The sequence below is a fragment of the Streptomyces sp. I05A-00742 genome (assembly GCF_013055795.1).
Classification (GTDB): Bacteria; Actinomycetota; Actinomycetes; order Streptomycetales; family Streptomycetaceae; genus Streptomyces.
Map to the genome: position 1 here is coordinate 95,139 of NZ_JABETO010000016.1, position 23,501 is coordinate 118,639.

A 23,501-nucleotide genomic window follows, 5' to 3' on the forward strand; every position below is an offset into this window, starting at 1 on the left:
CCAGTGAGGTCACTTCAGCGTTTTGTCGACTTCCCGACTTCCCGACACAGCGATGTCCCAAACTCTAATCAAAAGGCCCGCACATAACCCGCACAGAGCAGCGTGGCGCCGGATGCGAACGGTGGTCCCTCGTCCGCCGGCCCCGGAGCAGTGCTCCGGACGCACGACAAGGCCCGGAGTCCGAGACTCCGGGCCTTGTCTTCAAGTAGCGGGGACAGGATTTGAACCTGCGACCTCTGGGTTATGAGCCCAGCGAGCTACCGAGCTGCTCCACCCCGCGCTGTTGTGGAACAACCGTACCACGGCGCGGGGTGGGGCTCGGACGGGTCAGGAGCCGCCGCCCCCGTCCGCCGGCTTCGCCTGCTTCTCGGCGGCCTTGGCCTCCGCCTTGGCGGCGCGCTCCAGCGCCTGCTTCAGGGCCTTCTGCGCCTGTCCGTACTTGGCCCAGTCCTTGTCCTTCTCGTCCAGGGCCTTCTGCGCGTTGTCGAACGCCTCCTGAGCGTCCTTCAGGGCCTGCTTGACGGTCGGGTCCTGGGACGGGCCACTGGGCTTCTGCGGGCTGTCGGGCTTGGTCGTACCCGGCCCGCCGTTGCCACCGAAGATCTCGTCGAGAGCCTGGTCGAGGGTGTCCCTGAACGCGATCTTGTCACCGTAGTTGACGAGGACCTTCTTCAGGCGCGGGTAATTCGAATTCGCACCCCTCAGGTAGACGGGCTCGACGTAGAGCAGCCCGCCGTCCAACGGCACGGTCAACAGGTTTCCGTACTCGACCTCGGAATCGCCCTTCTTCCAGATGTTGATCTGGTCGGCGACGGGCGGATGACTGTTGAAATTGCCCTGCGCCTGCCGTGGACCCCAGACCGAGGTCTCCGACGGCAGTTTGAGGATTCTGATCTTCCCGTAGTCACCGCTCTTCGCATCGGCGTCCACGGCCATGAAGGCACCGAGGTTCGGCCGGTTCTTGGGCACGAAGGTCGTCGTCAGGGAGAACGCCTGCTTGTCCTGCCCGGGCATCTTCATGCTCAGGTAGTAAGGCGGAACCGCGTTGCCCTTGTCGTTGGTCGGGTCGTCCGGGACCTCCCAGCGCTCGCTGCCCGTGTAGAACGTCTCCGGGTCGGTGACGTGATAGCGGGAGAGCAGCTCACGCTGGACCTTGAAGAGGTCCTGCGGGTAACGCAGGTGGTTCATCAGGTCCGGGTTGATCTCGCTCTTCGCCTTGACGGTGCCCGGGAACGCCTTCATCCAGGTCTTGAGCACCGGATCCTTGGCGTCCCACTGATACAGCTTGACCGAGCCGTCATAGGCGTCCACCGTCGCCTTGACCGAGTTACGGATGTAGTTGACCTGGTTCTGCTGGGCAACGACCGCACGCTGGCCGGACGTGAGCGAATCCGCCGTGGTGTCACCCAACGTCGTACGCGAGGCGTACGGATAGCCGTTGGTCGTCGTGTAGGCGTCCACTATCCACTGGACGCGGCCCTTCACCACGGCCGGATACGCGTCGCCGTCGATGGTCAGCCACGGGGCGACCGCCTCGACGCGCTCCTTCGGCGTGCGGTTGTAGAGGATGCGCGAACCCTCTCCGATGGCACCGGAGTAGAGGATCTGCGGCTCCCCGAAGGCCACCGCGTACGCCGCGCGATTGATGGGGTTGGACAGATTGACGCCGCTTCGGCCCTTGTAGCTGTAGCTCTGCTCGCCCTTTTCGGACGGGTAGTCCAGCTCCTTCTGCGGCCCGCCGACGATCGAGTACTGCGTCGTCTTCTCGCCGTAGTAGATGCGTTGCTCGTACGGGCCGAACAAGCCCTCGGTCGGAAGGCTCTTGGCGGAGAAGTCCGGAGCACCCGCCGTGTCGGTCGAGGTGCCCTTCGCCCCGATGGCACCGAAACCGTGGGTGTACTTGAAGTGGTCGTTGATCCAGTTGTGCTCGGGAATTCCCTTGAGGTTCAGCTCACGCAGACCGACGACCGTGTCCTGCTCCTTGCCGTCCACCGTGTACCGGTCGACGTCCAGCGTGGAGGGGAACTGGTAGTAGCCCTTGACCTGCTGCTCCTGCTGGAATGCGGGGGAGACGACGCTGGGGTCGAGAAGGCGCAGGGCGGCCGTCGAGTTGACCTCGGAGCGCAGCTTCTCGCGGTCCTTGCCCGACAGGCTGCTCTCGCCCTTGTACTTGGTGACGTCCGCCGTCTCGATCCCGTACGCCTCGCGCGTGGCCTCGATGTTCTTCTTGATGTACGGCGCTTCCTTGGCCTGCTCGTTCGGCTGGACCTGGAACTTCTGCACGATCGCCGGGTAGAGCCCGCCGATCAGTATCGCCGAGAGCACCATCAGGCCGAATCCGATGACCGGCAGCTGCCACGTGCGCCGCCACAGCGTCGCGAAGAACAGCACCGCGCAGATCAGCGCGATGATGAAAAGGATCGTCTTGGCCGGCAGATAGGCGTTGGCGTCCACGTAGCGCAGACCCGTCCAGCCGTCCGTCGACCGCAGCCCGCTCGACTTCACCGCGAGCCCGTACCGGTCCAGCCAGTAGGCGACGGCCTTCAGCGAGACGAACAGGCCCAGCAGCACCGAGAGATGACCGGTGGCCGCGGCGGTGGCCCGGTGGCCCGGGCTGGTCAGCCGGAGGCCGCCGTAGAGGTAGTGCACCAGGGCCGCCGCGATCAGCGAGAGAACGGCGGCGGCGAAGCCGAAGCTCAGCAGGAAGCGGTACCAGGGCAGGTCGAAGGTGTAGAAGGAGATGTCCTTGTGGAACTGCGGGTCGCGCTGGTGGAACGGGACTCCGTTGTTCCACAGCAGCCAGGTGCGCCACTGCCCCGCCGCGGACGCGCCCGCCACCAGCCCGACCAGCGCGGTGATCGCCAGCAGCACCCACTTCTTGTAGGGCGCGATGCTCATCCGGTACCGGTCGAGGCTCTGCTGCTCGGCCGACATGGCGCTCAGCGGCGGCCGGAGCCGGTGCGCCAGCCAGATGTTGAAGCCCACCGCCAGGGCCATCAGCAGTCCGAAGACCGCGAAAAGACCGATCTTGGTGCCGAGGGTGGTGGTGAAGACGGATGAATAGTGCACGGAGCGGTACCAGAGCCAGTCCGTCCAGAACCCCGCGAACATGACGAAGAGCATGGCCAGCGCGGCCAGCACACCCAAGGTCATCAGCAGGGTCCGGACGCGCCGGGACGGTCGGCCGACTCTGATCCGTGGCCCTGTCGGGCCTCCGCCGCGGTCCGGCATCTGGAAAGCCAAGGTGCGCACCTCGAAGTTCGCTGTGAAGGGAGCTGTCGATCAGGCCCTGGCGATAGTAGGACCCAGTGTGGCAACTTACCGAGGCTTTACTCGGTTCCCGATTTCGGCCCCTGTCAGGGCACGATATTGGGCATGTCCAGCAACGCCGGCTCCCCGAGCCACCCCGATCGTCCCGAACCGGGCACGCCGCACATGGCCGCCAGCCCGCTGACCCGCGCCGTACTCGAGATCGACGAGTACGCCTCCGGCCTCGGCTGGGACCAGCCCGCCCGGCTCTTCGCCCTGGTCGACACCGCGAAGCTCCGCTCCCAGGAGCCCGCCCTGGCCGCCCAGCTCGGCCTGGACGGCACGCCGGGCGCGTCGGCCCCCTCCTACACCCCCATCGAGCAGGACGAGCTGCCCGCGGGCGGCGCTCTCGACGAATTCCTCGCCACGATCGCCTGGCCGGACGCGGTGACGGGCTGCGCCCTGACCGTGGAGCGGCTGATGCTGCCGCCGTCCGCCGAGGGCTCGGTGCCTCATGGGATGAACGAGAAGCAGCTCGCCAAGTGGGTCGCGAAGCACCCGGAGCGGCAGGAGGTGCGGATGACGGTCGCCGTCCTGCGCGACGGAGCCCGCGAATCCGCCGTCCGGCTGCGCGAGAAGGACTCGCCGACCGAGGTGCTCACCGGCCCCGACCTGGTGCCGGGCCTGGCCGAGGCGCTCGCCGCGACCTTCGCGGACTGAGCCGCCGCCCCGGAGGCTCCCGGGGCTCCCCCGCTCGCTACGCGCCTAGCCTGCCGTGCACCGCGGCAGGCCGGCCGCGTCCCCCTTGCGGAGCTTCTCCAGGGACTTCACCGCGTCACGTATCGTCTCCACCTTGACGAGCGTCAGCCCGGACGGGGTGTCCTTGGCGGCGGCCGCGCAGTTGTCCTTGGGCGTCAGGAAGTACTGGGCGCCCTTCTCCCGGGCGCCGACCGTCTTCATCTCGATCCCGCCGATCGGCCCGACCTTGCCGTTGTCGTCGATCGTCCCGGTCCCGGCGATGAACTTGCCGTCGGTGAGATCGTCCGGTGTCAATTTGTCGACTATTCCCAGGGCGAACATCAGGCCCGCGCTCGGACCGCCGACATCCGCCAGCTTGATGTTGATCGCGAACGGGAAGGTGTGGGCCGTCCCCGCCTGGATGCCGACGATCGCCCGCTTCTCGCCCGGCGCCTCGCGCGTCACCACCGTGACGGTCTCCTCGCCCCGCGGCTGCCGCTTCTCCTTCTCCGCCGCCGCGGCCTCCTTGGCCGGGACGACCCGGAAGGCGACCTTCTCCCCCGGCTTGTGCCGGGTGACGAACTTCGCGACGTCACCGGGCTCCTTGACCTCGGCGCCGTCCACGGACTTGATGACATCGCCCGCGTGCAGCAGACCCTCGGCGGGGCTGGCCTTGACCACGGACGAGACCACGACACGGGTGCCCACGGGGATGTCCAGCTGCTTGAGCGCCGCCACCTTGGCGCTCTCCTGTGACTGGCTGAACTCCTCGGCGGTCTCCTGGTTGAGCTGGTCAGGGGACTTGTCGTCGGGGTAGAGCGTGCTGTGCGGCACCACCAGCTTGTCGTGGTTCAGCCAGCCGTAGACCGCCTCGACCATGTTCATCCGGTACTGCGAGCCGGTCACCCGGACCGTGGTCATGTTGAGGTGACCCCGGGTCGGGTACGTCTTGCGCCCCGAGATCTGCAGCACCGGCTCGCCGCCGTGATCGCCCAGGGTGTTCACGGTCGGGCCCGGCGACATCTCCGCGTACGGCACGGGGATCAGCACGCCGGCGCAGAGCAGCGCGATCAGCATCAGCAGGGAGGCGAGCATCGTCGCAGTGCGGCGGGGCATGGAACGACAGTACGGGACGGGTCCGACAGTCCACTCCCGGGGCGGTCCGTACGGGGCAGGGGCCCCTGACGAAGGCCGTGTTGTGAAGAGCTACCCGGAATCGCGGGGCGCTACGCGGACCCGGCCCCCGAATCCGAGCGCTCCATGGCCTCCCGGAACTTCGCGTACCCCGCGAGCTCCGAGACATCGCCTGCCTTGCGGTTCCGGGCCGCCCAGCTTCCCCACAGGGCGGCGGCCACGGCCGCGGCAACCGGAATCAGCAACCAAGCGAGCGCCGCCATAACGGCCTCCGACCTCTTACTCCTCGCGACTTACCGATGAGCACATTAATCGTCTGCCGTCTCAACGCTCACGTCAGGGGGCGGGTTACGCAACTTGAGCGACCCAATCCGGGCACCGCGGGCCCCAGCAAGGCGCTACGCGCCGACCCACCCACCCGTCAACGACACCGCTACGCGCCGACCCACTCTTCTGTCCCGTCCGAGAACACCTGGTGCTTCCAGATCGGCACATCACGCTTGAGGTCGTCGATGAGCCGCCGGCAGGCCGCGAACGCCTCGGCCCGGTGCGGGCAGGAGACCGCCACCACCACGGCCAGGTCCCCGACGGCCAGCTCACCGACCCGGTGCACGGCGGCCAGCGCCCGCACGGGGAAGTCGGCGGCCACCTTCTCGGCCACCCGTCGCAGCCCGTCCTCGGCCGAGGGGTGCGCCGAGTAACCGAGGCCGGTCACGGACGCACCGCCGTCGTGGTCGCGGACCGTGCCCACGAAGAGCGCGGTACCCCCCGCCGCGGGGTCGCCCACCGCGGCGAAGACCTCGTCCAGGGAGAGCGCGGTGTCACGGACGGCTACGAGCCGGACAGGGCCCGGCCCGGCGGACACGGGGGAATCTTCGTACGTACGGGACATGCGTTCCATCGTGCCGTACGCGGGCGCACCGGGACCCGGGAGGACCGAGGGAAACGTGCCCCGGCCCCTCCCCCCGAAACCGGCCGCCTAGACCCGGCGCCGGGCCTTCCGCGCCCGCCGCACCAGTGCCGCCGTGCCCAGCAGCGCCACCGTCGCCCCCGCGGCCCCCGCCGCCGTCGCGTCCTTGCGGCCGAGCCGCCGCCCGGCGACCGTGTGCCGTCCGGCCACCTCCTCCAGCAGCTCCGCCAGGACCTCCTCGTTGGTCCAGCGCGGCCGCCAGCCCGCGGCGTGCAGCCGGTGGCCGCTGACCACCCACGGGTGCATCGTGTACTCGAGATCGCCCGCGGGGGACGGCGTCAGGCCCAGGCGGTGCAGCCGGGAGGCCGCCCCCAGCGCCACGGCCGAGGGCAACTCCATGCGGCGGATGCCGGTGAGCTCCTCGACCTCCTCCTGCTCCAGCCACCCGTCGCAGCCGACCGCCAGCTCGCCCTCCGCCTTCTCCAGGGCGGCGAACTCCAGCGCGCTCACCAGGTCCTCCACGTGGCAGAACTGCCAGACCGGACGGGATCCGGCGACCACCAGCAGGCGGGGCGACTCGAAGTAGCGGGTGAGGGCGGTGTCGGTGCCGCCGACGAGCACCGCGGGCCGCAGCACGGTGACGTTCAGGCCGGGGTGCGCGCGGGGCGCGCGCCGCGCGAGCCGTTCGATCTCCAGCAGGTCGCCGACGCCGGTGGCCTCGGCGGTCGCCCGCAGCTCGGCGTCCTCGTCGAGCGGCACGTCGTTGTCGGGGTGCGCGCCGTAGACCATCGCCGAGGTGCAGAGCACCACGCGGTGCACCCCGGCCGCCGCGGCGGCCGTCAGCACGGTCTGGGTCCCGCGCACGTTGTAGGCGGTACGGGCGGCGGGGTCGGTCTCCAGGTCCAGGTCGAGCGCGAGGTGGACGACGACGTCGGCCCCCCGCAGCTTCTCCGCGATCGCCGGGTCGCGGACGTCCAGGACGTGCCACTGCGCCTCGCTGACGTCACCGCGGCGCTCGTCGATGGCGAGGACGTGCTTGACCTCCTCGGATGCGGCGAGCCGCCGGGTGAGCAGTGCGCCGACGCCGCGTGCGGCACCGGTCACCGCGACCACGGGCCGTCGGCCGGGCGGGCTCGTACTGTCTCGCGCGGAACCGTTTCGCGCTGCGCGAACTTCTCGGTCGGGGGAACTCACCGGGCGTCTCCAGCGGTTGTCTTCAGTACGTATGCGTCATCACCTGTGTCATGACCCGTACGTACCAGGTGACGTCCATCCTGCCGCAGGCCCCGAGCCGGTGGAGCACCAAGCCCCGATACCGGGGAGGTGTCTACGCTGGGTGGTGTTGTCGGGCATTCGCCGTCGGCCTTCGCCGGCGGCCCTACGAGCCGAGGAAACCCGTGAGTGACACCCCATTCGGATTCGGTCTTCCGCCGGAGGAGCCGGAGGACGGCGACAACGGCAAGAAGAAGGGCGGTGACCAGGGTGGCGGCAGTGCAGGTCAGGGGCCGGCGAACCCGTTCGGGTTCGGAGCCGGTGCGGGCGGCGGGGACAATCCCTTCGCCGCGCTGTTCGGCGGGGCGAACCCGGCGTTCGGCGGCATGAACCCCGGCGATCTGGGCGCCGCCTTCCAGCAGCTCGGGCAGATGCTCTCTTATGAGGGCGGCCCGGTGAACTGGGACATGGCCAAGGACATCGCCCGGCAGACCGTCGCGCAGGGCACTGCCGACGGCACCAAGGACGCCAGCGTCTCCGCGGGCGAGCGGTCGGCGGTCGAGGAGGCCGTGCGCCTGGCCGACCTGTGGCTGGACGGCGTGACGTCGCTGCCCTCGGGGTCCGGCACGGCCGTGGCCTGGAGCCGCGCGGAGTGGGTCGAGGCGACCCTGCCCGTGTGGAAGGAGCTGGTGGACCCGGTCGCCGAGCGCGTCGGCTCGGCCATGGGCGACGTGCTGCCCGAGGAGATGCAGGCCATGGCCGGCCCGCTGCTCGGCATGATGCGCGGCATGGGCGGTGCCATGTTCGGCACCCAGATCGGCCAGGCCGTCGGCGTGCTGGCGGGCGAGGTCGTCGGCTCCACCGACATCGGCCTGCCGCTGGGCCCGGCCGGCAAGGCGGCCCTGCTGCCGGTGAACATCGAGGCGTTCGGCTCCGGCCTCGGTCTGCCGAAGGAGGAGGTGCGCCTCTACCTGGCGCTGCGCGAGGCCGCCCACCAGCGGCTCTTCGCACACGTGCCGTGGCTGCGCTCGCACCTCTTCGGTGCCGTCGAGGGCTATGCCCGGGGCATCAAGGTGGACACCTCCAAGCTGGAGGACGTGGTCGGCCAGATCGACCCGACCCACCCCGAGCAGATGCAGGAAGCGCTCCAGCAGGGCATGTTCCAGCCGGAGGACTCGCCGGAGCAGAAGGCGGCCCTGGCCCGGCTGGAGACCGCCCTGGCGCTGGTCGAGGGCTGGGTGGACGCCGTGGTGCACGCGGCCGCCGCGCCGCACCTGCCGTCCGCCGGGGCGCTGCGCGAGACGCTGCGCAGGCGCCGGGCGACCGGCGGGCCCGCCGAGCAGACCTTCGCCACGCTGATCGGCCTGGAGCTGCGTCCGCGCCGGCTCCGGGACGCCTCGCGGCTGTGGGCCTCCCTCACGGACGCGCGCGGCGCCGAGGGCCGCGACGCGCTCTGGGAGCACCCGGACATGCTGCCGACCGCCGCCGACCTGGACGACCCGGACGGCTTCGTCCACCGCGAGCACCTGGACTTCTCCGAGCTGGACAAGATGCTCGGCGAGGCCGCCGGTGGCCACGGCAAGCCGGACCTCAAGAAGGACGGCACGTCCGAGAACCCCGAGGGCAAGCGCCCGACGGACGGCGAGGACGGCGAGTGAGCCTCCGGGACGACGCGGAGCGGGTGCTCAAGGAGTGGTCCGGCCCGTCCGGGGACGCGGAACAGGAAGCCCTGCGGCTGGCCTACCTGGATCACCTCCAGAGCCGGCCGGACGGCATGTGGAAGGCGTGCCGGGACGGGCACGTCACGGCCAGCGCCCTGGTGGTGGACCCGGCCGGCGGGCGGGTGCTGCTCACGCTCCACCGCAAGCTGGGGATGTGGCTCCAGATGGGCGGCCACTGCGAGCCGGAGGACGCCACGCTGGCGGAGGCCGCTCTCCGAGAGGCCCGTGAGGAGTCCGGCATCGCCGCGGGGCTGACGCTGCTGCCGGGCGGTCCGGTCCGGCTGGACCGGCACCACACGCCCTGTGCCTGGCACCTGGACGTGCAGTACGCGGCGCTCGCGCCCGCGGGTGCCGAGGGGGCCATCAGCGACGAGTCGCTGGACCTGCGCTGGTTCGGCTACGACGAGGTGGCCTCGGTGGCCGACGCCTCGGTGGTGCGCCTGGTCGAGCGGGTGCGCGCGCTGCTGTAGCGCCGCGGCGCCGGCCGGCTGCCGCACCCGCCTGCCTCACTCACCGCGAGCGGCGGGCAGGTGCGGCAGCCGGCCGGCGGCGACCACGCCCTCCAGGTAACCCCGCGCGCGCTCGGTGCGCGGATAGGCCTCCAGAAGCCGCCAGAAGGCCGGCCCGTGCCCGGGGACGAGCAGGTGCGCCAGCTCGTGCAGGAGGACGTAGTCCACGACGTACTCGGGCATGCCCTGGAGGCGGTGCGAGAGGCGGATGCTGCCCTCGGCGGGGGTGCACGAGCCCCAGCGGGTGTTCTGGTTGGTGACCCAGCGGACGGTGTCGGGGCGCGCCCGGCCACCGAGGTACTGCCCGGAGAGCCGCTCCGCCCGTTCCGCGAGCTCGGTGTCGCCGAGTATCCGCTTGCTCTCCTGGGCCGCGAGCCGGTCGAGCATCACGGTCACCCAGCGCTTCTCCTCGGCGTCCGACATCCGGGCCGGGATGAGGACCACCGTACGGTCGCCCTCGCGGTAGGCGGAGACGGTTCTGCGCCGGCGCGCGCTCCGGCGGACCTCCACCGCGCGGGCCTCGGCCGCCGGGAACGCCTCGGTTCCCTGGAAGGACGGGCCGAGTGGATTCTGAGCGCTGCGCGGTGGGCGTGCGGCACTGTGCAGGGGGTCGACGGGCACGCCCCGACGTTACCCCGTCGGCAGCGCGGGAAGTCCCGCCGCCGCCCGGCGGGCGGTGAATCCCCACCGGAGCACGTCACTAGTACGACTATCACTCCGTGCCTGTGGACAACTCCGCACGCCGATCCGTGCCGCCCTGCATGCTGGGTCCACGGGCGGCGGACGGGTGGATCCGCCGGCGGCGGGGCGGAGTGTGCCCGGCCGCGAGGGGCGACGAGGGGCGATGAGGGCGATGAGGGGGAGCCATGGGGACGGACGGCATGTGCGGAGCGGCAGTGGCCGAGGGCGGTCCGGGAGCCGCGCATCCGATGGTGAAGCCGGCGCTGCGACGGGCCTGGCGCAGCCGGGACGTCCTCCAGCTGGGGATGACCCGGGCCCATGCGTCGGTGATGGGGCCGGTGGACCCGGCGACGGCGTCGTTCCTGGGCCTGCTCGACGGCACGCGGAGCCTTCCGCTGCTCCGGGCGGAGGCGGCCGCCATGGGGCTTCCGGAAGGCCGGGCGGACGCGCTGGTGGAGCGGCTGGCACGGGCGGGCGTGCTGGACGACGCACGCGGCGGTGGCACGGGCGGCATCGCGCTGCGGAACCGCGGCGGTGCCCTGGAGCGGCTGCGTCCGGACCTGGCGTCGCTGTCGGTGCTGCATCCGGCGCCGGGTGCGGCGATGGGGCTGATGGCCGCGCGGCAGGAGAGACGGGTGCAGGTGCGGGGGGCGGGCCGGGTGGGTGCCGCGGTGGCCGCGCTGTTGTCGGCGTCGGGGGTGGGACGGGTGGACGTGATCGACGGCGGCTGTGTCGAGCCGTGGGATGTGAGCCCCTGCGGGGTGGGTGCGGAGCGGACGGGCGAGCGGCGGGACGCCGCGGCCCGGCGGGTGGTGCGGGAGGCGGCCCCGCTGGCCCGGCCGCGGGCCCGGGCCGATGGCTCCGGGGAGCCTGGGCCGCCCCTGGCCCTGACGGTGTTCGCGCCGCGCGACGGGGTGGCGGTGTGGGCGCCCGACCCGGCGGGGGCACGGGAGACGATGGCGGCGGGGACGCCTCACCTGTACGCGGGGGTGGCGGAGGCCACCGGGGTGGTCGGCCCGCTGGTGCTGCCGGGCCGGTCGGCGTGCGCGGAGTGCGTGGGGCTGGGCCGTGCGGAGCGGGACGCGGCGTGGCCCCGGATGGTCGCCCAGTGGAAGTCCGGACGGCGCGCGGGAGTACCGTCGTGCGACATGGCACTGGCCACGGTGGTGGCGGGACTGACCGTGTCGTGGGCGCTCGCGTTCCTCGACACCGGGTCCGTGGCGGGTGCGGGGGCACGCCTGGAGCTGGCTCTGCCGGGTCCGGAGTGGTCCTCGCGTCCGGTCGAGCCGCACCCGCGGTGTCCGTGCGGCGCGGCGCGGCGCCCCGAGGGGGTCCGTGCCCGGGTCGCGGGGGCCCCGCACGGGACAATGCACGGGTAACCGCCGTCCGCGGCGTGGCTGTTCAGCTAGTTGGAGGGGCGCATGTCTGATCTACCGCGCAAGGCGGTCGCTCGTACCGCCAAGTTGGCCGCGCTGCCCTTGGGGTTCGCCGGGCGGACCGCGCTCGGGCTCGGCAAACGCATCGGGGGGCGGCCGGCGGAACTGATCGCCGCGGAGTTGCAGCAGCGCACGGCCGAGCAGCTGTTCGTGACGCTCGGCCAGCTCAAGGGCGGGGCGATGAAGCTCGGCCAGGCACTGTCCGTGTTCGAATCGGCGCTTCCCGAGCAGGTCGCCGGTCCCTATCGGGCGGCGCTGACCAAGCTCCAGGAGGCGGCGCCTCCGATGCCGGTGAAGTCGGTGCACGCTGCCCTGGCGGAGCGGCTGGGGAAGGACTGGCGGGACCTGTTCGAGGAGTTCGACGACAGGCCCGCGGCGGCGGCGTCGATCGGGCAGGTGCACCGGGCGGTCTGGCACGACGGGCGGGAGGTCGCGGTCAAGGTCCAGTATCCGGGGGCCGGGGAGGCGCTGTTGTCCGATCTCACCCAACTGGGCCGGTTCGCCCGGCTGCTGGGGCCGTTGGTCCCGGGCATGGACATCAAGCCCCTGATCACCGAGCTGCGGGACCGGGTCTCCGAGGAGCTGGACTACGGGCTGGAGGCGCGCGCCCAGGCCGCCCACGCGCGGGAGTTCGCCGGGGACGCCGATGTGACCGTCCCGGACGTGGTGCACCACACCGACCAAGTGCTGGTGACGGAGTGGCTGGAGGGGGTGCCGTTGTCCGAGGTGATAGCGGACGGCACCCAGGAGCAGCGGGACCGGGCCGGGCAGTTGCTGGCGCGCTTCCTCTTCTCGGGCGCCACCCGCACCGGCCTGCTGCACGCCGATCCGCACCCGGGCAACTTCCGGCTGCTGACCGGCGACGCGCCCGACGGCCCGCCGGAGAGATGGCGGCTGGGCGTCCTGGACTTCGGCACGGTGGACCGGCTGCCGCAGGGGCTCCCCCCGGAGATCGGGACGGTGCTGCGGCTGACGCTGGAGGGCGAGGCGGAGGCGGTCCATGAACTGCTCCGGGAGGAGGGGTTCGTCAAGCCGGAGATCGAGCTCGACCCGGGTGCGGTGCTGGACTATCTGCTGCCGATCATCGAACCGGCCCAGGTGGAGGAGTTCACCTTCACCCGGGACTGGATGCGCGCGCAGGCGACGCGGATCGCCGACCCGCGCTCCCCCGCCTACCAGCTGGCCCGCCAGCTCAATCTGCCGCCGGCCTATCTGCTGATCCACCGGGTCACCACGAGCACCATAGGGGTGCTGTGCCAGCTGGGCGCGACCGTACGGTTGCGTGACGAGATGGAGGCGTGGGTCCCGGGGTTCGCGGCCGAGAGCCGGAGCCAGGAGACCCCCGCCTGACAGGGGTGTTCCGGGGCCCGCGGGGCGCGGGCCCCGGCCGTCACCACCAGGAGGAATCGAGGCGGCCCTCGATCGCTCTGATGTTGGCGCGGGCACAGTCGTCGCAGAAGTAGCGGCGGGTGCCGTTCTCGACGGAGCAGGTCCAGGTCGGCGGCGGGCCGTCGGCCTTGGTGCCGCAGCGGGCACACGTGATCGGGCCGGTGGTCTCAGGGTCCAACTGCGCTGAATCAGGCGTCTTCTGGTCCACTCCCAGACGATATCCCCGTGAACGGCCGGTGAGCGGCCGACGCACCCCGACGCACCGAGGGGCCGGTCCGTTCGGACCGACCCCTCGGTTCACCAAGCGATGTTCGACCGTCTATTGCATAACGGCCATGGCCAAGGCCCTGCGGGCACGCAGCGAGGCGCGCTCGGCGCGGCGCTGCATCCGGCGGGCGGCGGCGAGGCGTACGGCCCTGCGTTCGGAGTCGGCCTCCCGCATGAGGTCGTTCATATGGGCTCGGGCCAGGACTTCTGGGATGAGTTGCATTTCGAGGTTCCTGTTCTGGCGCGACACGATCGCACCGGAGGTTTCGCGGAGGGGAAGGGTGGAGCCGGCCGGCTCGGGGGACGGGCGCTGCATCGTCGGATCCTGCTTCTGGGGGTCGTGCGTCACGGGGCGGTCGATGGTGCCGTGGAGGTTCATGCCACGACCGGGTTCTTGCGCGGGCGGCCACGGGGCCGCTTGCGGGCCACGACGACGCCCTGGACGAAGAGCTCTCCACCCCAGACGCCCCACGGCTCGCGACGGTCCTTGGCCCCGGCGAGGCAGGCCTCACGCAGCGGGCAGGTCTGGCAGAGCGACTTGGCGTACTCGACGTCGGCCGGGGTCTCGGCGAAGAAGACCTCGGGGTCGTAGGTGCGGCACGGCACGGGGGTGCCGAGGTTCTCGATCGCGTCGTCGAGGTCGGTCAGCGCGGTCAGGGGGGTCAAGGTGTCCTCCGTGGGGACGGGCGGGGGGATCAGGTCGGTGGCTACTGACGGGGTGTGTGCCTTGATGTGCACGGTGTGTGTTCCTCGTCTGTGTGTTTTCCGGCTGGTGGCCGGGCTGGGTCCCCCTGGCGGGGGGGCAAACAAAAGGGCCGCGGATCCCGGTGTGGGTTCCGCGGCCCTGGAAGGTGCCGACCTGATCTGCCGATCAGGCTGGATCTCTCCAGGGTTCGAGCCCACGGAAGGCCCACATCGTGTGGTGCTGGTACTGCTTGGTCCGGGATCCGGCGCCGTCGGTCTCCGCCGCAAAGGCACGGGCCTGTGCCAGTGCTGCTGCTTCCGCTACCTCGGGCGCCTCGGTCGGTCGCTCATTGCCCAGCGCCGACTCGAAGATCGGCAGCTTGACGGAGGACAGACGGGTGCCGTTGAGGGAACCGAACGGCGAGGCGGCGAGAATGCCCGCCTCGGCACCGAGCGGACGCATGGCGAAGACCGGACGATCGGTCATTTTGCTGCTGGTGATGAAGCTGATCATTGGGCTCGCCTCCTCTCGGCGCATCGGGACGGACCGGGGTCCGTCGTGTTCGGTTGAATACAGCAGTACAGCACAGAGTCAACGATCCCGCGAGGGGCCGTTGCTTCCCTGCTCGGAAGGCTATGGGTAGGCCGTCCAAGCGCGCAAACTATTTTTTCGGAGAATCTTCCGGGCCCTCGCACTGCCCCGGCTCACGACCGGCGCACAGCGCCAGGACGTCGGCTCCGAACTTGCCGAGCTTGCGCCCTCCGACACCGGAGATGACGGAAAGCTCCGCTTCGGTTCCCGGTACGGCCTCGGCGATCGCCAGCAGCGTCTTGTCGGTGAAGACGCAGAAGGCGGGCTGGCCGAGCTGCCGGGCCTGTTCCGCCCGCCACTCGCGCAGCCGCTCGTGCAGCCCCTCGTCCAGCTCGGAGGGGCAGTCCTCGCAGCGCATCAGCTTGATCTCGCCCGCGTCGGTCAGCGTCCGGCCGCAGACCCGGCACCGCGCCGGTCTGCGGCGCGCCCGCGCCGGGGCGGCATCGCGCTCGCCGGCGGACCGGACGCCGTCCTCGAAGCCGGAACCGAAGGAGACGTGGCCGCGCGCCCCCTGGAGGCCCGGCGCGCCCGGCCCGGAGGCCGGGGAACCGGGCCGCAGTCCGTTGAGGAAGCGGCTGGGGCGCCGGGAGGGGCGGCCGCCGGGCGACCGGGAGAGGGCCCACGACAATGTCAGGTGTCGACGGGCCCGGGTGACGCCGACGTAGAGCAGCCGGCGCTCCTCCTCCACCTGTTCGTCGGTCTTGGCGTAGGTGATCGGCATCATGCCCTCGGTGAGCCCGACCAGGAAGACGGCGTCCCACTCCAGACCCTTGGCGGCGTGCAGTGAGGCGAGAGTCACACCTTCGACGGTGGGCGCGTGCTGGGCCTCCGTCCGTTCCTGGAGCTCGGTGACCAGATCGGCGAGCGTGGCGCCCGGACGGGCGCGGGCGAAGTCCTCGGCGAGCCGGACCAGGGCGGCGAGGGACTCCCACCGGTCGCGGACCGCGCCCGATCCGGCGGGCGGCTCCGCCGTCCAGCCCCGGGTGGAGAACACGGCCCGGACCTGGGCGGGCAGGTCCTCGACGCCGGCCAGCTGCGGATCGGTGCTCCGGCCCGCCCGGGCGGCGCCGCGGAGCAGCAGCTGGGCCTCGCGCACCTCGGGGCGCTCGAAGAACCGCTCCGCCCCCCGCAGCTGGTAGGGCACGCCGACGTCCGCGAGCGCCTGCTCGTACACCTCGGACTGGGCGTTGATCCGGTACAGCACCGCGATCTCGCTCGCGGGCACGCCCGTGGCGAGGAGCTCGCGGACCCGCCGTGCGACCCCCTCGGCCTCGGCCGGCTCGTCCGCGTACTCCGTGTAGGCGGGGTCGGGGCCGCCGTCCCGCTGGGAGACCAGTTCCAGGCGGTGCTCCGCGGCCTTCCCGCGGGCCTGGGCGAGCAGTCCGTTGGCCAGGCGCACCACCTGCGGCGTGGAGCGGTAGTCGCGGACGAGCCGGACGACCGTGGCCCGGGGGTGGCGGGCGCGGAAGTCGATCAGGTGGTCGGGGGTGGCTCCGGTGAAGGAGTAGATGGTCTGGCTGGCGTCGCCGACCACGCAGAGGTTGTCCCGGTCGCCCAGCCACAGCTCCAGCAGACGCTGTTGAAGGGGGCTGACGTCCTGGTACTCGTCGACCACGAAGTGCTGGTACTGGCGCCGGACGGTCTCGGCGATGTCCTGCCGGTCCTGGAGGACGCCGACGGTGAGCAGCAGGACGTCCTCGAAGTCGATCACGCCCCGGTCGCGCTTGAGCTGCTCGTAGACGCCATAGACCTTGGCCGTCTCCGCCGGGTCGCGGGGGGCCTCGCGGCCCGCCTTGGCGACCGCGGCCGGGTAGTCCTCGGGGACGGTCTGGGTGACCTTCGACCATTCGATCTCGGCCGTCAGGTCCCGCAGCTCGTTGCGGTCCAGGCGGAGCCGGCAGCGGGCCGCCGCCTCCGCGACGATCTGGATCTTCCGCTCGGCCAGCCGGGGCAGCTCCCCTCCCACGGCCTTGGGCCAGAAGTACTGCAGCTGGCGCAGCGCTGCCGAGTGGAACGTCCGGGCCTGGACCCCGGCCGCCCCCAGCTGGCGCAGCCGGCCGCGCATCTCGCCCGCCGCCCGGTTGGTGAAGGTGACGGCGAGCACACTCCCCGGCTGGAACACCCCGGCCCGCACCCCGTACGCGATCCGATGAGTGATCGCCCGCGTCTTGCCCGTACCGGCCCCCGCCAGCACGCACACCGGCCCGCCGAGTGCCGTCGCCACCGCGCGCTGCTCCGGGTCCAGCCCGTCGAGCACGGCGTCGGCGGTCTCCGGCACCTGGGGGAAGAGAGGGGAGTGCGTTGCTGCTGTCACGCAGCCATGCTGCCAGGTTCCCGGAGACGACCGGGAACGCTGTCCACAGGCGGGACCCCGCGGTCGTACTATTCGACACCGACCTTGCCCGGCCCGGGCGCGCGACGGGACGGGAATGGCCCGAGGGGGGCGCACGTTCTACCACCGGAGCTTTGCTCACCCGTTCAGCCCCCGCTTTTGAAGGAGCCCCGATGTCCGCCGTGACGATGTACAGCACCACCTGGTGCGGCTACTGCCGCCGCCTCAAGAGCCAGATGGACCGCGAGGGAATCGCGTACACCGAGGTGAACATCGAGCTCGACCCCGAGTCCGCCGCCTTCGTGGAGAAGGCCAACGGGGGCAACCAGACGGTCCCGACCGTGCTGTTCCCGGACGGCTCGACGCTGACCAACCCGTCGCTGGCCCAGGTCAAGAGCAAGATCGGCGTCTGAGACTACAGGGACCGGATCACGAAGAGAGCCCCCGCCGCGGCGGGGGCTCTCTCGCGTCCGGGGCCGGGCGGCCTACGGCAGGGGTTCGCCGTACCAGAGTTCGACCAGGCGGGCGGCGATGGAGATGCCGGTGGGGGGCAGGACTTCGCCGGAGGTGAAGGCGGTGCGGAGTTCGTCGCGGGAGAACCAGCGGGCCTCGTGGATCTCTTCGCCGTCGACCTGGATGTCGGCGGAGGTGGCGCGGGCCAGGAAGCCGAGCATGAGGCTGGAGGGGAAGGGCCAGGGCTGGCTGGCGACGTACTCGACGTCGCCGACGACGACGCCGGCTTCCTCGGCGACCTCGCGGCGGACGGCCTGTTCGATGGACTCGCCCGGTTCGACGAAGCCGGCGAGGGTTGAGAAGCGGCCCTCGGGCCAGTGCATCTGGCGGCCCAGGAGGGCGCGGTCGTGCTCGTCGGTGACCAGCATGATCACTGCCGGGTCGGTGCGGGGGTAGTGCTCGGCGCCGCAGGCGGGGCAGCGGCGGATGTGGCCGGCGGCGGCGATGACGGTGCGTTCGCCGCAGCGGGAGCAGAAGCGGTGGAGGCGCTGCCAGTTCTCCAGGGCGACGGCGTGGACGAGCAGGCCGGCGTCGCGCGGGGAGAGGAGGAGGCCTGCCTCGCGGAGGCCGGCGGGGCGCGCGGACTGGTCCATGCGGCCCGGGAGGCCGTCCTTCTGGAGGGCGAAGTAGGCGACGCCGTCCTCGTCCTGGCCGAGGAAGTAGCGGTGCGTCTCGGTGGGGGGCGCGTCGAAGGCCGGGGTCATCACCAGTTCCGTGCGGCCGTCCGGGGTGTCGTCGATCAGCGCCTGGCCGCCGGAGACCACGAACACGCGGGTCGACGGGTGGCTCCACGCCGCCGACAGCCACGCCTCGTCCAGCCGGTGGTGCGCGGCGCGGTCGATACCGCTCGACCCGCTGAGCGTGATGGGCCGGTCGGCCATGGAATCGGTGCTGGTGGTCACGGCTGCTTCCAACTCCCCCTGCTGGTGATGGTGGTGGTGCTTCATGTGCGTCACGGAACCGGCCCGGCTCAGTCCGCGCGGCGCGTCCAGGACGTGTCGCCCGCGGCGAGGTCGTCCCAGAGGTGGGCGGCGGTCTCCACGCCCTTCATGAGGAGGGCGATCTCGACCTTCTCGTTCGGCGCGTGCCAGCCGTCGGAGGGCACCGAGATGCCGAGGAACAGGACGGGCACGCCGAGGACGTCCTGGAGGTCGGCGGCGGGTCCGGAGCCGCCCTCGCGCGTGAAGCGGACCTGCTGTCCGAAGGCCCGGCCCATGGCGCGGACGACGGACTGGAGGGCGGGGTGGTCGAGCGGCGTCAGGCAGGGGCGGGTGGCGCCCATGAACGTGATCTCGTGGCGGATGCCGGCCGGGAGCCGGGCGGCCACCCAGGCGGACACCGACTGCTGGATCCGGTCCGTGTCCTGGCCGGCCACCAGGCGGAACGACAGCTTCAGTTGGGCGGAGGACGGGACGATGGTCTTGCCGCCGGGGCCCTGGTAGCCGCCGCCGATGCCGTTGACCTCGGCCGTGGGGCGGGCCCAGACGCGCTCCAGGGTGCTGTAGCCGGCCTCGCCCAGGGTGGCGTGCGAGTGGGCCGCGCGCTGCCAGCGCTTCTCGTCGAAGGGCAGCTCCGCGAAGAGCTCGCGCTCGCGGTCGGTGAGTTCGACGATGCCGTCGTAGAAGCCCGGGATCGCGACGCGGCGGTCCTCGTCGTGGAGGGCGGCGGCCAGCCGGGCGGCCTCGGTGGCCGGGTTGGGCACGGCGCCGCCGAAGGCTCCGGAGTGGATGTCCTGGTCCGGCCCGTACAGGTCGACCTGGCACTCGACCAGGCCGCGCAGGCCGGTGCAGACGGTCGGGGTGTCCTCGGCCCACATGCCGGTGTCGGAGACGATCACGGCGTCGCAGGCGAGGCGGCCGGCGTGCGCGCGGAGGAGGGCCGGGAAGTTCGGCGACCCGAACTCCTCCTCGCCCTCGATGATCAGCTTGAGGTTGACGGCGGGCGCGGTCCTGCCGGTGGCCGCCAGGTGGGCGCGGACGCCGAGGGTGTGGAAGAACACCTGGCCCTTGTCGTCGGCGGCGCCGCGTCCGTAGAGCCTGCCGTCCTTGACGACGGGCTCGAACGGCTCGGTGTGCCAGCCGTCCTCGCGGGCGGCCGGCTGGACGTCGTGGTGGCCGTAGACCAGGACGGTCGGCGCGCCCTCGTCGCCGGAGGGCCACTCCGCGAAGACGGCCGGGGCGCCGTCGGTCTCCCAGACCTCGACCGTCGGGAACCCGGTCGCGGTGAGCCGGTCCGCCAGCCAGTCCGCGCTGCGGCGCACATCGGCCGCGTGGCCGGGGTCGGCCGACACGGAGGGAATGCGCAGCCACTCGGCGAGGTCGTCGAGGAAGGCGGCGCGGTGTTCCTGGATGTACGCGCGGACGGCACTGTCCGGGGTGTCGCTCATGACGTCGAGCCTATCCGGACACGGGACGTGACCGGGACCGGGTTTTGTCTCACTCACCCTCCCCGAGCAGGATCCTCTCCAGCCCCGCCCGGTCCGGCAGGGCCGCCGGGCGGACGACCTCGCCGTCGCGGACGTGGACGAACGCGGCGGTGACGGCGGACAGCGGCAGGCCGTGCCGCTCGGCCCAGGCGAGGCGGTAGACGGCCAGCTGGAGGGGGTCGGCGGTGCCGCTCCGGCCGGTCTTCCAGTCGACGATCTCGTAGGCGGCACCGGTCCCGCCGTCCGGGCCTTCGGTCCGGTAGACCGCGTCGATCCGCCCGCGGATCACCCGGCCGGCCAGGGTGATCTGGAACGGCGCCTCGACGCGGTGGGGCGTGCGCCGGGCGTACGGGGTCCGTTCGAACGCCTCCTTGAGCGCGGCGAGGTCCCGCTCGTCCGCGATCTCCGGCTCGTCGTCCTCGCCGCCCGGGAGCTCGTCCGGGCCGAGAAAGGGCAGCGGCAGCGCCTCGAAGCGGGACTCGACCCAGGCGTGGAAGCGGGTGCCGCGGCGCGCGGCGGGCCTCGGGGGGCGCGGCATGGGGCGGGCCAGCTCGCGCGCGAACGCGTCGGGGTCGGCGGCGAGCCGGACGAGCTGCGAGGCGGTCAGCGACGGCGGCAGCGGCACGTCGTGCACGCTCGCCCGCGCACGGCGGAGCTCGCCGGCGAGGGCGTCCAGGTCGCGGTCCCAGGAGGCGACCAGTCGGGCCTCCTCGGGGGTGAGGGAGTCCTCGGGGAGCTCGTCGTCGGGGGCGGGTGCGGGGTGGGGGACGGAGGGGGATCGCCCCAGTCCCGCCCTTTCCCCGTTTCCCGGGGAGACCCCGGCCCCCCGGCCGCCCTCCGGGCGGTGCCCGGGGGCTGTGTCCCCTGTGCTCCCTGCGCCCCGCGACCCGTCACCCGGCGACACCGGCCGCGTCGCGGGGAGGGCGTCCCAGTCCGCCAGGGCGGACTCATCCGGGCCGTAAGGCTCGTGCGGCTCGTACTCGTCATACGGCGCGGCATCCGGCTCATGCGGTCCGGCATGCCCGGTGAACGGCTCGAACGCTCCGGACTCCTCGTCCTCCTCCGGCGGAGGGGGCCACTCCGGATCGTGGGCCGGTTCCGGCGCCGGGGCCGTGCCGTGGACGCGGCCGAGCCGGGCGCGGACCGCGTCGGCGGCCGCGCGGCGGCGGGCGAGGGCGTCCGGGTCCAGGGGCAGGGGCCAGGCGCGGTCGGCCTCCGCCTCCTTCAGGGCGGGGTTCTCGGCGCCCTCCTCCGGCGGCTCGGCCCATGCCTCGATCTCGCCGTGCCCCGCCTCGCAGTGCTCCCGCAGGGCGTGCAGGAAGGCGGACGGGCCGCGGGGCCGCTTCTGCTCGGGGCCCCACCAGTGGCCGGAGCCGAGCAGCAGGGAACGGGGGCGGGTGAAGGTGACATAGCCGAGGCGGAGCTCCTCGGTGCTCTGGTGGTCCTTCATCGCGGCCTTGAAGGCCGCGACACCCTTGGCGTCCCACGCGGCGACGTCCGGGAGGGTGTCGGCGTCCCCGCGCAGGGCGTGCGGGAGCACGCGCGCCTGCGAGGTCCAGGCGTCGCGCGACTGCTCGCTGGGGAACGTCTTCGCGACGAGCCCGGGGACGGCGACGACGTCCCACTCCAGGCCCTTGGACTTGTGCGCGGTGAGGACCTTGACCGTGTCCTCGGCGCCGGGGAGCGAGCTGTCGAGCCCCTTCTCGTACTGGACTGCGGTGCGCAGGAAGCCCAGGAAGGCGAGCACACCGGCGTCGCCGTCCAGGCCGGCGAAGCCCGCGGCGATGTCCAGGAACTGGTGGAGGGTCTCCCGGCGGCGGGCCGCCAGGGCGTGCGGCGAGGCGGAGAGCTCGACCTCCAGGCCGGTGGTGGCGAGCACCCGGTGCAGGACGTCCATCAGGGGGTCCGCCAGGCAGCGGCGCAGTTCGCGGAGCTCGGTGGCGAGGCGGGCGAAGCGGACGCGGGCGTCGGCGGAGAAGGGCAGGCCGTCGTCGGGCCCGTCGGCGGTCAGGAAGGTGTCGAGCGCGTCGGCGAGGGAGATCACCTCGGCCGGGTCGCGGCCCTCCACGGCTTCCGCGAGCCGCCGCCCGGGGTCGGTCCCGGCGCTGCCGTAGGGCACCAGGGTGCGGGCGCGGCGGCCCAGGAGGGCCAGGTCACGGGCGCCGATGCGCCAGCGCGGGCCGATCAGCAGCCGGACGAGCGCGGCGTTGGCCGAGGGGTCCTGGAGCACCTCGCAGACCGCGACGAGGTCGGCGATCTCGGGCAGGTGGAGCAGCCCGGAGAGGCCGACGACCTCGACGGGGACGTCGCGTTCGACCAGTGCGGCCTGGATCCGGGCGAAGTCGGCCGCCGTGCGGCACAGTACGGCGACGTCTCCCGGCCGGGTGCCGGTGCGCACCAGGTGGGCGATGGAGTCGGCGAGCCAGGCCAGTTCCTCGGCCTGGGTGGGCAGCAGGGCGCAGCGCACCACCCCGTCGTGGTCGGCGCCCGGCGCGGGACGCAGTGCCTCGACGCCCTCGTGGAGGTCGCGCAGGGGCGCCGCGAGCCCGTTGGCGAGGCGGAGGAGCCGGCCGCCGCTGCGCCGGTTCTCGCTGAGGGCGTGGCGCTCGGCCGGGCGGCCGTCGGCGTGCGGGAAGTGGCGGGGGAACTCGTCCAGGTTGGCGACAGAGGCCCCGCGCCAGCCATAGATGGCCTGGCAGGGGTCGCCGACGGCGGTGACCGCGTGGCCCGTGCCGCCGCCGAACAGGCCGGCGAGCAGCAGCCGTTGGGCGACCGAGGTGTCCTGGTACTCGTCGAGGAGGACGACGGAGAACTCCTCGCGCAGGATGCGGCCGACTTCGGGGCGGCTGCGGGCCAGTTCGGCGGAGAGGGCTATCTGGTCGCCGAAGTCGAGGAGGTCGCGGCGGCGCTTTTCCTTCCGGTACGTCATGACCAGGCCGGTCAGTTCGCGGCGGGCGCGGGCGGTCTCGGGGGCCTTGCGCAGGTCGGCGTTGGCGAGCCGGGCGCCGTCGAGGTCGGCCAGCAGCCTCTCGTCGTACGCCAGCAGTTCGCCGGGCTCCACCAGGTGCTCGGCGAGCTCGCCGTCGAGGGCGAGGAGGTCGGCGACGAGGTCGCCGAACGGGCGGGTGAGCGCGGGGTGCGGGCCCGGGGAGGAGCGCAGGACGCGGGCGGCGAGCTGGTAGCGGGTGGCGTCGGCGAGGAGGCGGGCGGTGGGCTCCAGGCCGATGCGCAGGCCGTGCTCCTTGAGGAGGCGGCCGGCGAACGCGTGGTACGTGGAGATCTGCGGCTCGCCGGGCCCCTCCTCGTCCGTGGGCTCCCCGGCCGTCACCCCGGCGGCGGCGAGCGCCTTGCGGACGCGCTCGGACAGCTCCCCGGCTGCCTTGTTGGTGAAGGTGAGGCCGAGGACGCGCTCGGGGGCGACCTGTCCGGTGCCGACGAGCCAGACCACGCGGGCGGCCATCACCGTGGTCTTGCCCGACCCGGCGCCGGCCACGATGACCTGCGGGGCGGGCGGCGCGGTGATGCAGGCCGTCTGCTCCGGGGTGAAGGGGATGCCGAGGAGCTCCTTGAGCTGCTCGGGATCGGTCAGGCGCGGGGTCACGTCACAAACCGTAACCGGGACCACTGACAACGCCGCCCGGGTCGGCCGGGGCCGGTCCGGCCGTGCGCCCCGCGCGCCGCGGGGCCCGCGGGAGCGCGGCCCGGCGCG

At 72.5% G+C, this 23,501-nt stretch carries 19 protein-coding genes and 1 tRNA gene; 6 read left to right on the forward strand and 14 right to left on the reverse strand.

What is annotated here, in order from left to right; genetic code table 11:
* Window positions 1–206: 206 nt before the first annotated feature.
* Together HN013_RS17445 and HN013_RS17450 are read right to left on the reverse strand one after the other, a co-directional pair.
* Window positions 207–280: transfer RNA gene (locus tag HN013_RS17445), tRNA-Met, on the reverse strand.
* A 47-nt stretch (window positions 281–327) separates the two neighbouring features.
* The gene (locus HN013_RS17450) at window positions 328–3,231 is read right to left on the reverse strand and encodes a UPF0182 family protein (RefSeq protein ID WP_171167249.1); all 2,904 of its coding nucleotides are present in this window, start codon (window positions 3,229–3,231) and stop codon (window positions 328–330) included.
* Window positions 3,232–3,375: 144 nt separating this feature from the next.
* On the opposite strand from HN013_RS17450, the gene HN013_RS17455 reads away from it, so the two are divergent.
* Window positions 3,376–3,969, forward strand: a complete 594-nt coding sequence (locus HN013_RS17455) for a PPA1309 family protein (RefSeq protein ID WP_249375095.1) — start codon at window positions 3,376–3,378, stop codon at window positions 3,967–3,969.
* A 45-nt stretch (window positions 3,970–4,014) separates the two neighbouring features.
* Here HN013_RS17455 and HN013_RS17460 read toward each other — a convergent pair whose 3' ends face one another.
* From HN013_RS17460 to HN013_RS17470, 3 genes are all read right to left on the reverse strand, one after another.
* Window positions 4,015–5,103: a PDZ domain-containing protein gene (locus HN013_RS17460; protein WP_171167166.1), complete on the reverse strand. Its 1,089-nt coding sequence runs from the start codon at window positions 5,101–5,103 to the stop codon at window positions 4,015–4,017.
* A gap of 451 nt (window positions 5,104–5,554) precedes the next feature.
* Window positions 5,555–6,022, reverse strand: coding sequence for a molybdenum cofactor biosynthesis protein MoaE (locus HN013_RS17465; protein ID WP_398980040.1), 468 nt, complete (start codon window positions 6,020–6,022; stop codon window positions 5,555–5,557).
* Between the two features lie 78 nt (window positions 6,023–6,100).
* Window positions 6,101–7,225 (reverse strand): SDR family oxidoreductase, encoded by a 1,125-nt coding sequence (locus tag HN013_RS17470; RefSeq protein ID WP_171167170.1) that lies wholly within the window; start codon window positions 7,223–7,225, stop codon window positions 6,101–6,103.
* Window positions 7,226–7,428: 203 nt separating this feature from the next.
* Here HN013_RS17470 and HN013_RS17475 point away from each other — a divergent pair, with 203 nt between their 5' ends.
* A complete protein-coding gene (locus tag HN013_RS17475) occupies window positions 7,429–8,901 on the forward strand; it encodes a zinc-dependent metalloprotease (RefSeq protein ID WP_171167172.1) in 1,473 nt (490 codons plus the stop codon).
* A complete protein-coding gene (locus tag HN013_RS17480) occupies window positions 8,898–9,434 on the forward strand; it encodes an NUDIX hydrolase (RefSeq protein WP_171167174.1) in 537 nt (178 codons plus the stop codon). Before HN013_RS17475 ends, HN013_RS17480 begins: the two co-directional genes overlap by 4 nt.
* 36 nt (window positions 9,435–9,470) lie before the next feature.
* On the opposite strand, the gene HN013_RS17485 is transcribed toward HN013_RS17480, so the two are convergent.
* On the reverse strand, window positions 9,471–10,094 hold the full coding sequence (locus HN013_RS17485; protein ID WP_171167176.1) for a M48 family metallopeptidase: 624 nt from the start codon (window positions 10,092–10,094) through the stop codon (window positions 9,471–9,473).
* Window positions 10,095–10,339: 245 nt separating this feature from the next.
* On the opposite strand from HN013_RS17485, the gene HN013_RS17490 reads away from it, so the two are divergent.
* Window positions 10,340–11,533 (forward strand): ThiF family adenylyltransferase, encoded by a 1,194-nt coding sequence (locus HN013_RS17490; protein ID WP_249375096.1) that lies wholly within the window; start codon window positions 10,340–10,342, stop codon window positions 11,531–11,533.
* A gap of 42 nt (window positions 11,534–11,575) precedes the next feature.
* Window positions 11,576–12,940 (forward strand): AarF/ABC1/UbiB kinase family protein, encoded by a 1,365-nt coding sequence (locus tag HN013_RS17495; RefSeq protein WP_171167178.1) that lies wholly within the window; start codon window positions 11,576–11,578, stop codon window positions 12,938–12,940.
* A gap of 40 nt (window positions 12,941–12,980) precedes the next feature.
* Here HN013_RS17495 and HN013_RS17500 read toward each other — a convergent pair whose 3' ends face one another.
* The 5 genes from HN013_RS17500 to HN013_RS17520 all read right to left on the reverse strand — a co-directional run bounded on the left by HN013_RS17500 (window position 12,981) and on the right by HN013_RS17520 (window position 16,836).
* Entirely contained in the window at window positions 12,981–13,187 is a 207-nt protein-coding gene (locus HN013_RS17500) for a hypothetical protein (RefSeq protein WP_171167009.1), read from the reverse strand.
* A 111-nt stretch (window positions 13,188–13,298) separates the two neighbouring features.
* Window positions 13,299–13,625: a hypothetical protein gene (locus HN013_RS17505; protein WP_171167179.1), complete on the reverse strand. Its 327-nt coding sequence runs from the start codon at window positions 13,623–13,625 to the stop codon at window positions 13,299–13,301.
* The gene (locus HN013_RS17510) at window positions 13,622–13,984 is read right to left on the reverse strand and encodes a WhiB family transcriptional regulator (protein WP_171167181.1); all 363 of its coding nucleotides are present in this window, start codon (window positions 13,982–13,984) and stop codon (window positions 13,622–13,624) included. The genes HN013_RS17505 and HN013_RS17510 overlap by 4 nt, the downstream gene beginning before the upstream one ends.
* Window positions 13,985–14,117: 133 nt before the next feature.
* The gene (locus tag HN013_RS17515) at window positions 14,118–14,444 is read right to left on the reverse strand and encodes a hypothetical protein (protein ID WP_171167182.1); all 327 of its coding nucleotides are present in this window, start codon (window positions 14,442–14,444) and stop codon (window positions 14,118–14,120) included.
* Window positions 14,445–14,592: 148 nt separating this feature from the next.
* Window positions 14,593–16,836: an ATP-dependent DNA helicase UvrD2 gene (locus HN013_RS17520; RefSeq protein WP_312018629.1), complete on the reverse strand. Its 2,244-nt coding sequence runs from the start codon at window positions 16,834–16,836 to the stop codon at window positions 14,593–14,595.
* A gap of 191 nt (window positions 16,837–17,027) precedes the next feature.
* Here HN013_RS17520 and HN013_RS17525 point away from each other — a divergent pair, with 191 nt between their 5' ends.
* The gene (locus HN013_RS17525) at window positions 17,028–17,267 is read left to right on the forward strand and encodes a mycoredoxin (protein WP_171167184.1); all 240 of its coding nucleotides are present in this window, start codon (window positions 17,028–17,030) and stop codon (window positions 17,265–17,267) included.
* 72 nt (window positions 17,268–17,339) lie between these two features.
* Here the strand turns inward: HN013_RS17525 and nudC are convergent, their stop codons facing one another.
* The 3 genes from nudC to HN013_RS17540 all read right to left on the reverse strand — a co-directional run bounded on the left by nudC (window position 17,340) and on the right by HN013_RS17540 (window position 23,393).
* The gene (gene nudC, locus HN013_RS17530) at window positions 17,340–18,269 is read right to left on the reverse strand and encodes an NAD(+) diphosphatase (RefSeq protein ID WP_171167253.1); all 930 of its coding nucleotides are present in this window, start codon (window positions 18,267–18,269) and stop codon (window positions 17,340–17,342) included.
* Between the two features lie 68 nt (window positions 18,270–18,337).
* A complete protein-coding gene (locus HN013_RS17535) occupies window positions 18,338–19,753 on the reverse strand; it encodes a dipeptidase (protein ID WP_171167186.1) in 1,416 nt (471 codons plus the stop codon).
* Window positions 19,754–19,802: 49 nt separating this feature from the next.
* Window positions 19,803–23,393: an ATP-dependent DNA helicase gene (locus tag HN013_RS17540; RefSeq protein ID WP_171167188.1), complete on the reverse strand. Its 3,591-nt coding sequence runs from the start codon at window positions 23,391–23,393 to the stop codon at window positions 19,803–19,805.
* Between the last annotated feature and the right edge of the window lie 108 nt (window positions 23,394–23,501).